The following is a 13400-nucleotide window of genomic DNA, read 5'->3' as shown; positions in this document are numbered from 1 at the left end:
AACCTTTCCGCAACAATTTGCCCTTCGCACTGCTCGACTCCGCTCGCAACGTCCCCTGCGCTACACTTAGTTGCACTGTGGCGCCGTTGCGCCGCGCCCGATCCAAGGGGGACACTCATGAAGAATACTCAGCTGCTGCTGATCAACGATATGTGCGGCTACGGCAAGGTCGCGCTTTCCGCCATGCTGCCGGTGCTGTCGCACATGGGCTACCGTATCCATAACCTGCCGACGGCGCTCGTTTCCGATACGCTCAACTACCCCAAGTTCTACATCCACGACACCACCGAGTACGTGCGTCAAAGCCTCGCTATCTGGGAGGAGCTCGGCTTTGAGTTCGACGCCATCTCGACCGGCTTTATCGTGACCGAGGAAGAGACGCGTATCATCTCGGACTTTTGCCACCGCCGCGCGCAAAAGGGCACCAAGGTGTTCGTCGATCCCATCATGGGCGACAACGGCAAGCTCTATGCGGGCGTGCCCGAGTCGACCATCGGACTCATGCGCAGCCTGGTCGAGTGCGCCGACTACGCGGTGCCCAACTATACCGAGGCGTGCCTGCTCACCGATACGCCTATCGCCGAAGAGATTACGGCCGATGAGGCCCGCGCGCTCGTGGACGCTATGCTCGCGTTGGGCACCAAGTCGGTTGTCATTACGAGTGCAAAGGTCGATGGGGCGAGTGCCGTCGTCGGTTACGATCATGTGGCGGGGGAGTACTTTGAGATTCCGTTTGAGCTGATCCCGGTGTACTTCCCGGGCACGGGCGATACGTTCTCGGCCGTGTTGATGGGTCGCGTGATGAGCGGTTGGAGTCTGCAGCGCGCGACGGCCGATGCCATGCGTGTGGTGGCTGAGCTTATCGAGCGCAATGCCGACCAAGAGGACAAATCGGCCGGCCTTCCCATCGAGGCCTGCCTGGATGTGATCGACCATGAGTAATGCTGGCGAGGGCGGCATCAAGCCTGCGGGCGATAACAAGCCGCTCGGCGCGCCGCGTGGCAAGCGTCCGCGTATCCGCGTGAGCTGCGTGGACCAGCTGGGTGCGTGCCGCTGCCACCATGGTCACAAGCCGGGCGACGTTTTTGACTTCGACCGAGACCGCGGCAAGATGTGCGCCATGGCCTGCCATGTGGGCTTGCCCTATATCGATATCCTGCGCTATGGCGGAACCGTGCCTGGCAACGAGCCCGGCACGGCAAAGTTCTGCTGCCCCGAGGTCGATACACTGAACGTCTGGCTTGCCGAGATCGTTGACGAGTAGTCGAGCGCAATGTGGCAAAGGGACAGCCCCTTTGCCACATTCGCCGGTGGCGCCCCTTCTTTTGCTTATAATCTCAAATCTCTGCATTTCATTTGATTTTAAGTTCTATAAATTCTGCGTTTCATCGATAATCAAGCGTATAAAACTTTGCATTTCATTCGATGACGCTGAGGGGAGAGCCTATGCTGCGCAGGAAAATAGCGGCAGAGCTGGAGCGTTGGCTGAAGTCTGCCGAGCAAAAGGCCTTATTCATTACGGGTTCTCGCCAGATTGGCAAAAGCTATTCGATTCGCGCATTTGGCAAAGCCAACCATGCAACCTACATCGAGTTTAACCTCATGGAAAATCGCCAGGCAAAAGATGCTCTTCTCGAGGCGCGGGATGCCGATGATTTCATCAGCAGGGTGACGCTTCTTTCGGGAAAGTCGATTGCACCAGGCAAAACGCTCGTGTTTATCGATGAGGTCCAAGAGGCCCCCGACATCATGACGATGGCAAAGTTCCTTGTTGAGGACGGGAGGTGCCGCTGGGTGTTTTCGGGGTCAATGCTCGGGACTCAGTTCAAGGGCGTCAGGTCCTATCCCGTGGGGTATGTTCACGAGCTTAGGATGTTCCCGCTCGATTTTGAGGAGTTTTGCTGGGCAATCGGGGTGAGCGAGGGGGCTCGCCAAACGATACGTGACGCGTGTATCAGCGAGAGGCCCATTCCTGATTACATTCATGACGCGATGATGGCAAACTTCAGGACCTATACCGTTGTCGGCGGAATGCCGGAGGTCGTGCAGCGTTTCCTTGACACGCAGGGCGACCTTGCCTCTGTTCGTCAGCTACAGTCCGAGCTCAACGAACAGTACCGACGGGATATTTCCAAGTATGCAAGCGGGCGTGCCCTTCAGGTGCAGAGCATCTACGATCAGCTCCCCATTATGCTTGAGGGCGAACACAAGCGTTTCGTGCTCAATTCCATTGACCCCAAGGCGCATTATGAGAAGTACCAGCGAGATTTTGTCTGGCTTGTCGATGCCGGCGTTGCTCTCAAAGCCGATATCGTAACCGAGCCAAAGTCGCCCCTGCTCAAGACGGCACGGCCATCGCAGTTCAAGCTATACCAATCGGATACGGGCATGTTGATGGCGCGCTACCCCGTTGGAGTCGCCCAAGCGGCGTATCTTGATAGCAAGGAGCCCAATCTGGGCGGCATTTACGAAAACGTGGTGGCCCAGCAGCTGGCTGCCCAAAATCGCCAGCTTTACTACTATCAGACAAAAAAGCGCGGTGAAGTGGACTTTGTGGTCGATGGACCGGATGGGACGGCTGTTCCGATCGAGGTTAAATCGGGCTCCTATTACCACGCGCACGCTGCGCTCGGTCATGTGCTTGATACGGCTGAATATGGCGTAAGGCTCGGGATTGTTTTCTCGAAAGGCAACGTTGAGCGCAACGGAGCGGTTCTCTATTTGCCGCTATATGCGACCTGGGCCCTTTCGGATGTTTTGGGCGACTTCTGTGCCAAGGGGATTAAGCTGGAGGTCAAGCCGGTCTAGGGCCGGTCCCGGATGTGACAAAGGGGCAGTCCCTTTGTCACATTCATGAGCGTTGATTTTCTCCCGTATAGAGCGCACTTGAACGCTCAAAGTGGGAGAAAATCTACGCTCGATTTATGCCGTGGGCGCGGTTCGTGCGCCCACGAACCTACAGCTGCTCGAGCATAGCGGTGCAACCGGCGAGCACATCGCGGTAGGTGGCATCGAAATTGCCGGTGTACCAGGGGTCGGCCACGTCGCCGGGACACTCGGTCCAATCGAGCAAGCGCGTAATCTTTCCGTCGGGGCCTGCGTCGCCAAAGATGCGACGCAGGCCCCGCGCGTTCTCAGCATCCATATAGACAATGTGATCCCAGTCGCCATACTCCGCGCGACGCACCTGGCGGGCACGGTGCGCAACGACGGGAATCCCGACTTCGCGCAGCTTGGCGACCGTGCCATGATGCGGCGGGTTGCCGATCTCCTCAGTTGAGGTCGCAGCGGAGTCAATGACAAACTCGCCCGCGCGCCCGGCGCGCCGCACCAGCTCGGTAAACACGGACTCAGCCATCGTCGAGCGACAGATATTTCCATAGCAGATAAAAAGAATGCGTTGCATGAGCGGCTTCCTTTCTAGGCGGTCGCGCAGGGCTTACAGACTGCTCTTGAGGCAGTTTGCTCCAATAAAGCCCGCTGCGTACAAGGGGAGGTGGCGCAGCTCGCGCCCGTCATCGGTTTCGCTGCGGGAAAAATTGTTCTCGGACAAAATGTAGGCATATGGCGATCGGGCTTTGTCCATAAACGACCCGAGGGTTCTCGCGCGCACGTTACGTGCGGACTTTACTTCGACGGGCACAATTTCCATACGGTCGGTCTGAAGTAAAAAATCGAGCTCGCCGGTCGTCTTCCAAGACGACGGCGGCACCCAGTAATACGTCTGCAAGCTATTGCCCGAAAATGCTTGCATGACCGAGTTTTCCGCCAGGGCGCCTCGGAAGTCGGAAGATAGCGCTATGGCGGAATCCTCTTTGAGGTCGAGCCAGAGCCGCGGGTTGATGCCGAGTTTGTAGAACATGAGGCCGGTATCGAGAAGATAGACCTTAAAGAAACTTCCATCTTCGTCGTCGAAGGGAACGAGGGGAGGCTCGATGCCTTCGGTCAGGTTGTTGACCGATATGATGCCGGCGCCTTCGAGCCAGTCGAGCGGCTCGATAAGCTTGGCGCGACGGCCTCCGCGTTCGACCTCGGAGTACTTGAATTTTTTTGTGGACGATCTCAGCAGCTGGGACGGAATGGAGCGCCAGACCTTGCGCGCCGCCACGCCGCTGATCCCGTTTTCGGGGTCGGTCATATCGGCGGTATAGGTCTCGTCGATTTCGCGCTGCTCGACGCGCGCATCCTCGATGGATAACGTCTTGCGATATGCGTTGACGGCGGCGGGCATGCCGCCCACGATCTGGTATCGATGAAACAGGCTGAGCGCGGCTTGGTGCGCGGCGTAGGTATCGAGCGTGCCGGCGTGGGTACGAATGGCATTGGCCATCTGCTCCTCGTCGAGCGCCCAGAGAAACTCCTCGAACGACATAGGATGCATGGTCTCTTGACGAACGCCGCTGGGAAAAGGCAACTTGCGCTTGCGCGTGGCGACGCCGAGCTGACTGCCGGTCGCGCATATGCGCCAGCCCGAACCCGAAAAAAAGCGAAGCGAGTTGAGCGCCCGTTCGCAGAGCTGCACCTCGTCAAACAGGATGAAGGCGGTTTCTTTGCGAATGGGGGTGCGTTTATAGTCTGAGATTCGCGCCACGATGGCGTTAACGTCGTCGGTGGGACAGTCGAACAGCGGAGCGATCAGCTCAAGATCGGTCTGAAAGTCGAGTTTGACAAACGCATCGCCGGCGATTCGTCTGCCGATTTCCTCGGCAACGTACGTTTTGCCTACGCGTCGCGCACCACGGATGAGGAGGGGGCGCGACGCGTCCTTTGTCGCCCATGATTCGATAACGGATTCGATTGATCTGCGCATGGGGCCGCCTTTCCAATTTCGTGTACTTCAGATACATAGTTTAGTACGATTTCATGTACTTGGAATACACGAAATAGTAGAAAAGTGTGTATCTGAAGTACACGAAATTGCACTGCTGGAGCTTGCAGGCGGATAAACACTACTCGTATGGGACGGTTTTCACCGGTTGCTCGCCACCTTGGGCTATGTTCGCCCCTATGCCTGCATCCGGGGCTGTGCAGATTGACGACGGCGCTCCCAGCGAGCCAACTTAATCGTCACCAGCGTGAGCGCCCAGGCCACAAGCGAGAACGCGGCGCCCACTGCACCCACGTACGCAATGCCAATGCTGCTTACCACGGCGCCGCCCACTGCGGTGCCAAACGAGATGCCGACGTTAAACGCCATGGGCTCAACCGAACTTGCGAGTACCATCGACTTGGGATGGCGGCTGCGAGCCACGTCCATAAAGTGCGTGATGCATGAGACCGAGAACAGGTACATGAGCATCGCCAGGCTAAAGACAAAGACCAGCGCGAGCGGCATGGCGGCGCCCACGGCAAACAGCCCGAGCAGTGCCGCCGCCTGCAGCACAAACGTAACCAGCAGCGCCTTCATGCCAAAACGCGCATCGATCCATCCGCCCAGGATGTTCGAGATCAGGCAGAACACGCCATAGGCCATAAGTGTGGTGCTCGCCTGAACGGTATCCATGCCCAGCATCTGCTCCAGATAAGGCGTCACGTAGCCGTAGAATACGTAGACCGAGCCCACGCCAAACAAGAAGATGAGCATGCCGGTGATGATACTCGGCTCGCGTAGTAGCCCCGCCTGCTCGCGGAAGGTGGCGGGCTCATCGGTCTGCCCGGCGCGAGGCATAAACGCCACGAGCGCGCTACAGATCAAAACGGCAAAGGTCAGCGTGCCGTACATGGCCACGTGCCAATCGAGTGTGTCGGCCACAAACTTGCCAATCGAGGTCACAAAGACCATTGCTACGGAAAACGCACCATATACCACCGAGATGGCAAGCGAAGTTTGCTGCGGGGACAGCAGCTCGGGGATGTACGTCACACCCACGGCGAGCAGTGCGCCCGAGACGGAGCCCAGGACAATGCGTGAGATAAACAGCACCTGGAAGTTGGGCGCCAACGCCATGACCAGGTTGCCGAGCACAAAGACGATGCTGTAGCACACGAGCAGCTGGTAGCGGCGAAAACGCCCCGTGCTGAGCGCAAGCACCGGCGTGGCGATAGCGTAGACAAGCGCGAACACGCTGATAAGCTGGCCCGCGGTGGCAAGCGAGATGCCGAGCTCCGTCGCCAAGTCGCTTTCGATGCCGATGACCACGAACTCGGAGCAGCCGAGCGAGAATCCCAACAGCACGAGCAGTGCCAGGCAGAGCTTGGTGCGCGCGGGGGAGAGCGCGGCAGCGGTTGACTTACTTTTAGGCGTGGTTGCAGCGGTCAAGGTTGTCACTCCAATGTCGCATGAATAAGCGGGATTCAATCCCTGCAACTCTAACAGAATGCGACAAAGGACAGTCCCTTTGTCACATGGAGGGCTTGCCTGTATAGTCGCAATACAGGCGAAGATGGTCTCAGGTACATCGCGGGCGGCAGGAGATCCCATGGGTATGCACACGACAAAGGTTGCAGTGGGCGAGGGCAAGTTTGCGCTCGAGGCCCAGCTGACGGTGACGCCGCGAGGCATGGCGGTGTACGCCTGCTCGCCGGAGTTTGCGCACCTGGGCGCCACGGCGCAGGCCATTCCGCGCCCCGAGCCCGGCCGTACGGCAACGGTGAGCATCCTGGCCGTTCCGTGCCATCGAGACGAGATCCCGGCGCACGATATCGCGGCGGCGCTGGCCACGCGCTTTGGCGTGCCGGTAGTTGCAAGCACGGGTTTTCATGTTGAACAAGCGAGCGGTGACGACCTGCAGCGCGTGCTCGACACCACCAAGGAGCTCATCGCCGCGCTCGAGGAAGCCGCAGCCCGCATTCTGCGCGCCGGCTGGGATGAGGGCGGTGCGGGCGCCGAGGTCGTGGCGGTCGATGCTGCGACCGGCGAGGCGCTTGGCCCCGTCGACCGCATCGAGGCCCATGCTGGTGAGGGCATCCTGCATCAGGCATTTCTGACGCTTTTGGTCGAGGGCCGGGGCGAAGACGCGCGCCTGCTGCTCTGTCGCCGCAGTCCGCTCAAGCGCCTGTGGGGCGGGGTGCTGGCCGATAGCTGCGCCGGCCATCCGCTCCCCGGGGAAGACGTCGCGGCCGCCACGGCGCGCCGCATCAACGAAGAGCTCGGCATTACGCGCGAGCCCGATCAGCTCAAGCACCTCGGACACGTGGTGTACCGCGAGGACCACGGCGACGGTCGCTGCGAGTGCGAATGGTGCGAGGTCTACCTTGCCCATGTTGAGCCGGGCGAGCTGCATATCAACCAAGAGGAGATCTCGGAAGTGCGTCGCGTGGCTCCGTCCGAGCTCAAAGGCTACCTGCAGGGTCACCCCGAGCAGCTGGCCCCCTGGCTCCGCGAGGCCCTCGGCGACCCATTCATCCGCACGGCCCTCGCTATGTAAAAAAGACAGTCCCTTTGCCACATCCAAACCGTCACAACATTCGGCGAAAATCTCGAAAACGAGGAAAAGCGTCGAATGTTGTGACGGTTTTTGTCTAGGGAATCGCTTCTCATCCAAAAAATCCGCTTGACTGTATTGCCGCAACACAGCGCAACGTAAGGGGTGTCCGATAACGGGCGCCCCTTTTTAAGCGGCAACATGGCTGCGAATTCGGAGCGCCCCCAACAAGAAAGGTGGGGAGATGGAAGCGGAAAAGAAGGCGTTTAAGATCACCAAGCGCGAAATTGGCTTTGTGCTGGGTATCGTTGTCTTTTTGCTGGTGAAGTTTCTTCCTTTGGCGGAGCTGAGCTCGACGGTCGAGCTCACGGTCGGCGGTCAGACCTGTCTGGCACTGACGCTCGCCACGGTGGTGTTCTGGGCATGCGGCGTGGCACAGCCGGGCTTTGTGGGCCTGCTCTACTGCGCACTGCTCGTCCTGTTCAAGGTGTGCGTGGACGACACGGGCGCCGCGAGCATCTCGGCGACGGTCGCCTCCACGTTTAGCTCGTGGACCAAGGCCACCATGTGGCTCGTCATCGGCGCCTACCTCATCGCCAGCGCGGTCAAGGAGTCGGGCCTGGGCGAGCGCATCGCCTACGCGTTCATGCTCAAGTTCGTGCGCGACGCCAAGTCGCTCATCATCTCGATCTTCGCGCTCACCTTTGTGCTGTCGCTGCTGATCCCGCATCCGTTCCCCCGCGCCTTCCTCATCCTCGCCGTCGTCTCGGTCATCGCCGAGTCCGCCGGCTACGGTGACGACGACAAGGGCAAGCTCGGCTTCCTCGTGTTTGCCGCTGCCGCCCCGGGTTCCATGTTCTTCCTGACGGGCGACTCCACGCTTAACCCGCTCGTTGCGCAGTACAGTGCCGAGGCCGGCGGCATGAGCCCGTCCTTCGTCGACTGGTTCCTGTACATGAGCGTGCCTATGCTGGTTGCGCTGCTGTGCACCCTGTTCCTGGGCCTTTTCCTCTTTAAGCCCAGCAAGGAGCTCGTCTACGATCGCGAGCAGATCGTGGCCAAGCAGGCCGCGCTCGGCAAGCTCTCCGTCAAGGAGATCCGCACCATCGTGTGGCTTGTCATCGCCATCGCGCTGTGGCTCACCGTCTCGGGCGACTATATCGGCTGGGTCACCCTGGCCATTGGCGTTGCTCTCGCCATGCCCATCATCGGCGAAGTTCTCACTCCCGCCAGCTGGAACGCTGTCGACATCAAGTCCCTCATGTTCCTGACGGCCGCCATGGCCGTGGGCTCCGTGGGCGGTGCCACCGGCATGAACGCCTGGATCGCCGACGTCGTGCTCCCCAGCTCCGTGCCTGAGAACATCTTCCTGTTCGCCCTGCTCGTCGCCGCGCTTTCCATGATCATCCACATGTTCATGGGCTCGGTCATGGCCGTGCTCGGCGTGTGCGTGCCGGCATTTATCAGCTTTGCCGCCGGCTCCAGCGTGAGCCCACTCGCCGTGGCGCTCATCGTCTTCACGTCCATCAACATCCACTACATCCTGCCGTTCCATAACCTGCCGATCCTTATCGGCGAAGGCAAGGACGCCGGCGGCTACACCTCCAAAGAGGCTATGCGCATGGGCATCCCCCTCACCGCGGTCGTCTTTGTCGTCGTGCTGGTCGAGGCCGCCTGGTTCCACCTCTTTGGCCTGATGTAAGCGGTCGAGCGCCCCGGCTGTAAGCAGCCAAGCGCTTGAACTTCGAGTGGTCGAGCGCTCCATTTGTGAGCGCCGCGGCCCCATTACGTTACCCCGTCCGGCGGCACCCCGTCGCCGGACACTCTCCCGAAAGGAGTACGCCATGTCCACTACCGATGCTTCCCAGATCCACGACCTGCGTTCCGCGCTCGACTTTTTGCGTGAGATGCCGGGCCAGCTGCTCGAGACCGACACCCAGGTCGATCCCGATGCCGAGGTCTCGGGCGTCTACCGTCACGTCGGTGCTGGCGGCACCGTCATGCGCCCGACCAAAGAGGGTCCGGCGATGGTCTTCAACAACGTCAAGGGCTTTGACGACGCCAAGGTCTGCATCGGTATGCTTGCCAGCCGCAAGCGCGTTGCCGCCCTGCTCGACCTTGACGAGGAGCACCTGGGCCTCGAGATCGGCAAGCGCTTCGAGAACCTGATCGCGCCCAAGCAGATCGCCGAGGGCGCGCACATCGACTGCCAGGAGGTTGTGTACAAGGCGACCGACGAGGGCTTTGACCTGCGCAAGATCGTCCCCGCTCCCACCAACACGCCCGTCGACGGCGGCCCCTACATCACCATGGGCCTCGCCTACGGCACGAGCCCCGACGGCTCCCAGTCCGACGTGACCATCCACCGCTTCTCCTGTGTCGACAAGGACAAGCTCGCCATGTGGATCACCCCGGGCAGCCGTCACCTTGGCGCCTTTTTTGACGAGTACTGCCAGCGCGGCGAGGACATGCCCATCTCCATCTCCATCGGCTTGGACCCCGCCGTGTACATGTGCTGCGGCTTCGAGGCTCCCACCACGCCGCTCGGCTTCAACGAGCTGCAGATCGCCGGCGCCCTGCGCGGCCATGCCGTCGAGCTCGCCGACTGCGTTACCGTTCCGCAGAAGTGCATCGCCAATGCCGAGTACGTGCTCGAGGGCTACCTCATGCACGACGAGACCATCAACGAGGACGTCAACGGCCACGGCTATGCCATGCCCGAGTTCCCCGGCTACACCGGTGGCGCCAAGGTCTGCCCGGTGATCAAGATCACCGCCGTCACCACACGCGTCAATCCCATCATGGAGAGCTGCATCGGCCCTTCGCACGAGCACGTGTCCATGGCGGGCATCCCCACCGAGGCTTCCATCTACAAGATGGTCGAGACCGCTATCCCGGGCCGCCTGCTCAACGTTCACGCCGCCCCCTGCGGCGGCGGCAAGTTCGTTGCCATCATGCAGTTCAAGAAGTCGAGCAAAAATGACGAGGGCCGTCAGCGCAACGCCGCCATGCTCGCCTTCTCGGCATTCTCCGAGCTCAAGCATGTGATCCTGGTTGACGAAGACGTTGACATCTTCGACATGAGCGACGTGATGTGGGCCATGACCACGCGCTTCCAGGCCGACGTGGACCTCATCACCATCCCCGGCTGCCACTGTCACGTGCTCGACCCGTCCAACGACCCCGCGTTCGATCCTTCGATCCGCGAGCACGGCATCGCCTGCAAGGCCATCTTCGACTGCACGGTCCCGTTCAACCTTAAGAAGAACTTCATCCGCTCGCAGTTCATGGAGATCGACACGGACAAGTGGGCCAAGGAGATTGCTTTCTAGTAAGTAACCCTACCGAGTAACTAAGTAAGGAGTTGTCATGCCTGAGCCTTCTGTCCGTCCCCGTCGCATTGTCGTTGGCGTATCTGGTGCCAGCGGCGCTGCGCTGGGCCTCGAGTGTCTCAAATGCCTGCGCCAGGCCGGCGCCGAATCGGCGCTTGTCGTCACGCGCGGGGGAGAGATCACCATCGAGCAGGAGCTCGGCATGACGCTCGACGAGTTTGCCACGCATGCCGATGTGGTCTACGACAACAAGAACATCGGCGCCGCCATTGCAAGCGGCACCTATCCGGTCGATGGCATGATCGTGGCGCCCTGCTCCATGAAGACGCTTGCCGGCATCGCGAGTGGTTACAGCGAAAACCTGTTGCTGCGTGCGGCCGACGTGCAGATGAAAGAGCAACGCCGCCTGGTACTCATGGTGCGCGAGACGCCCTTCAGTGCGATCCATGTCGATAACATGGCGCGCTTGGCGCGCGTACCGGGCGTCATGCTCATGCCGCCCATGCTCACGTTTTACAACGGCCCCGCCACGCTCGACGATGCGGTGCATCACATCGCCGCCAAGGCGCTCGAGGCCGTCGGCGTGTCATGTGCAAACTATAAGCGCTGGTCATAGGCGCATTTAGGGTAGGATACGAGGAGTGTTTGAGCCCGCTGCCCCTGTGGGCGGCGGGCTTTTCGCGTCAAAGGATGTGTCGGGAGGACCTATGCAGACGGGTATGTATGCGATTAGCGAGATGGCGAGCTTGTTTAACGTTTCGCGCCAAACGCTCATCTACTACGACAAGATCGGCCTGTTTAAGCCCGCCGTGGTTAACGAAAAAGGCTACCGTTTCTATTCGCCCACGCAGATCCCGCTTATGCGTCTGATCTGCATGCTGCGCGACCTAGGGCTCGAGCTCGACGAGATTGACCGCCTGACCTCGACGTTCGACATTGGCGAGATGACCGATCACCTGCGCTCGCGGGTTCAGGCGCTCGATGGGCAGATTGCCGGGCTCAAAGCCGAGCGTGCGAGCGTGCAGGAGCGGCTGAGCTTTTACGACGAGGCGGTTTATTGGCGCGAGCGCGAGGGCAAACCGGAGCTCAAGCAGTTCGAGCGCCGCTTCGTGGTCTTTGAGGAGTTCCCGGCCGATATCGAGCGCGGCCGTTCGATGCTGCACCCCACGCTCATGCGCGCGATTCTGCGCATGCGTGCGCTCACGGGCACGCGCCCCATGCGCGGCTGGGGCGCCATGCTGCGTCGCGAGGCGCTGCATTCCGACGACCCCATCGCCGGTGCCGGCTCCTTTGCCGTGCTGCCGCGCGGTGCCGAGGAGCTGCTGCCGAGCGATCCTGCCGAGCTGGCAGAGATTGGCGTCGAGGTGTTGCCCGAGGGCACATACCTGTGCATGAGCCGCTGGGGCATGCCGTACGAACCCGAGGGCATTCGTGCCATTGTGGCATGCATGGACGAGCACGCACTCCAGCCCATCGGCGATGCCTTCGATTTTTGCTACCTCGATACCACCAGCTACGACGAGTCCCACCAAGAGGACTTCTGCTGCATCCAAATCCCCGTCGCCCTTCAGATGTGACAAAGGGACAGTCCCTTTGTCACATTCGCGGCATGGCTGCCGCCCAAACCGTCACAACATTCGATGAAAATCTCGAAAACGAGGAAAAGCGTCGAATGTTGTGATGGTTTTCCTATCTGTGCCGGCGAGCCGCCGTGCCGTCTGGGGGTATAAGGCTAGCAAGTGTTTATTTGCGAGGCCAAGGGGGCGCCCCGTATGGATATCGATAACTTTGAATGGTGGTATAGCGAGGGCGAGGCTCCGGACGAGGAGTGGGACGAGCCCGCGTCGCGTGACGTGTCGAGCGACGAGGACGAGACCGGCAACGATGCCGCTGTCGAGCCTGATGCCGCCTCCGATGCCGCCGAGCCCCTGACCTTTGAGCAGGCTTGGGCCCAAGCCGAGGCCGATGAGGCTAAGGCCGATGCCACGGCCACACTCGGTGAGCCGGCGGACATGTCCATCTCGCCGGCAAAGATCCCGCAGCCGCGTCACACCATCGACCCCGACAGCACGGCATCCTTCAGCATTCTCGACGTGCCCGCGCAAGGCGCCCAGGCGCCTGCGCCCACACATCGCCCCGACCTGGCTCGTGAGGAAGACGCGGGCCGCCGTTCTCCGCTCGGCCCCATCCTCATCGCCTTCATGGCCGGCGTTATCGCCTGCTCGGCAATTGGAAACGTCTGGAGCCATGTTGAACAACAGCGAAAAGACGCCGCCAAGGCCGAGATGTCTGTCGAGCAATCGCTCAGCCGCACGCGCTCGGTACATGTGTCGGTCGAGGTCAAGGACGGCGCGATGTGGGACACCGCGCGTGGCGACAGCCAAATGCTCATCCACATCGTGGGGCGTACGCTCAAAGGGCAGACGATTGACGAGTATCAATACGTCAATTCCGCTGGTGACGGCATCGAGCTCAAGCCCGGCGACTACGAGCTCACCGTCGACGAACCGCCCGTCGCCACCGACGGCACGCGCTTCCGCGCCTCAAAGCGCATGGTTCCCGTGAGCTTTAACTCGCAGGCGCCCGATACGGTCGATAGCACTCCGCAGGGCGGGTTTGACCTTTACGTGGATACCCAGTAGGAGCTCGCCGCTCATTCCGCTATGGCTACTCAATAATCGCCTGCCGCCCCGTCCCGCCGCCA

At 60.7% G+C, this 13400-nt stretch carries 12 protein-coding genes; 9 read left to right on the top strand and 3 right to left on the bottom strand.

The genetic code is table 11. The features are described from left to right. Window positions 1–117 precede the first annotated feature (117 nt). From ACGHIZ_RS11140 to ACGHIZ_RS11130, 3 genes are all read left to right on the top strand, one after another. Window positions 118–942: a PfkB family carbohydrate kinase gene (locus ACGHIZ_RS11140; RefSeq protein WP_215693952.1), complete on the top strand. Its 825-nt coding sequence runs from the start codon at window positions 118–120 to the stop codon at window positions 940–942. Next, a complete protein-coding gene (locus ACGHIZ_RS11135) occupies window positions 935–1264 on the top strand; it encodes a TIGR04076 family protein (RefSeq protein ID WP_390448077.1) in 330 nt (109 codons plus the stop codon). The genes ACGHIZ_RS11140 and ACGHIZ_RS11135 overlap by 8 nt, the downstream gene beginning before the upstream one ends. A gap of 182 nt (window positions 1265–1446) precedes the next feature. Further along, entirely contained in the window at window positions 1447–2808 is a 1362-nt protein-coding gene (locus ACGHIZ_RS11130; RefSeq protein ID WP_390448074.1) for an ATP-binding protein, read from the top strand. Window positions 2809–2956: 148 nt separating this feature from the next. Here the strand turns inward: ACGHIZ_RS11130 and ACGHIZ_RS11125 are convergent, their stop codons facing one another. The 3 genes from ACGHIZ_RS11125 to ACGHIZ_RS11115 all read right to left on the bottom strand — a co-directional run bounded on the left by ACGHIZ_RS11125 (window position 2957) and on the right by ACGHIZ_RS11115 (window position 6268). Further along, window positions 2957–3406: a low molecular weight protein-tyrosine-phosphatase gene (locus ACGHIZ_RS11125; protein ID WP_055286304.1), complete on the bottom strand. Its 450-nt coding sequence runs from the start codon at window positions 3404–3406 to the stop codon at window positions 2957–2959. A 33-nt stretch (window positions 3407–3439) separates the two neighbouring features. Then, the gene (locus ACGHIZ_RS11120) at window positions 3440–4810 is read right to left on the bottom strand and encodes an ATP-binding protein (protein WP_390448070.1); all 1371 of its coding nucleotides are present in this window, start codon (window positions 4808–4810) and stop codon (window positions 3440–3442) included. A gap of 195 nt (window positions 4811–5005) precedes the next feature. Then, window positions 5006–6268: an MFS transporter gene (locus ACGHIZ_RS11115; protein WP_390448067.1), complete on the bottom strand. Its 1263-nt coding sequence runs from the start codon at window positions 6266–6268 to the stop codon at window positions 5006–5008. Window positions 6269–6419: 151 nt separating this feature from the next. On the opposite strand from ACGHIZ_RS11115, the gene ACGHIZ_RS11110 reads away from it, so the two are divergent. The 6 genes from ACGHIZ_RS11110 (at window position 6420) to ACGHIZ_RS11085 (ending at window position 13338) form a co-directional block, all read left to right on the top strand. Further along, complete coding sequence (locus ACGHIZ_RS11110; RefSeq protein ID WP_055286308.1) at window positions 6420–7367, top strand: isopentenyl-diphosphate delta-isomerase; 948 nt, start codon at window positions 6420–6422, stop codon at window positions 7365–7367. Between the two features lie 241 nt (window positions 7368–7608). Further along, window positions 7609–9066: an SLC13 family permease gene (locus tag ACGHIZ_RS11105; RefSeq protein ID WP_070100742.1), complete on the top strand. Its 1458-nt coding sequence runs from the start codon at window positions 7609–7611 to the stop codon at window positions 9064–9066. 142 nt (window positions 9067–9208) lie between these two features. After that, on the top strand, window positions 9209–10696 hold the full coding sequence (locus tag ACGHIZ_RS11100) for a UbiD family decarboxylase (protein WP_390448062.1): 1488 nt from the start codon (window positions 9209–9211) through the stop codon (window positions 10694–10696). Between the two features lie 37 nt (window positions 10697–10733). Next, complete coding sequence (locus tag ACGHIZ_RS11095; protein WP_390448059.1) at window positions 10734–11312, top strand: UbiX family flavin prenyltransferase; 579 nt, start codon at window positions 10734–10736, stop codon at window positions 11310–11312. A gap of 91 nt (window positions 11313–11403) precedes the next feature. Continuing rightward, the gene (locus ACGHIZ_RS11090) at window positions 11404–12273 is read left to right on the top strand and encodes a MerR family transcriptional regulator (protein ID WP_199408659.1); all 870 of its coding nucleotides are present in this window, start codon (window positions 11404–11406) and stop codon (window positions 12271–12273) included. A gap of 195 nt (window positions 12274–12468) precedes the next feature. Then, window positions 12469–13338 (top strand): hypothetical protein, encoded by an 870-nt coding sequence (locus tag ACGHIZ_RS11085; protein ID WP_390448056.1) that lies wholly within the window; start codon window positions 12469–12471, stop codon window positions 13336–13338. Window positions 13339–13400 lie beyond the last annotated feature (62 nt).

This window comes from Collinsella sp. i05-0019-G5 (assembly GCF_042851345.1).
Classification (GTDB): domain Bacteria; phylum Actinomycetota; class Coriobacteriia; order Coriobacteriales; family Coriobacteriaceae; genus Collinsella.
Note: the sequence above shows the minus strand (reverse complement) of the source record. Positions and strands in the feature narration are given on the sequence as shown.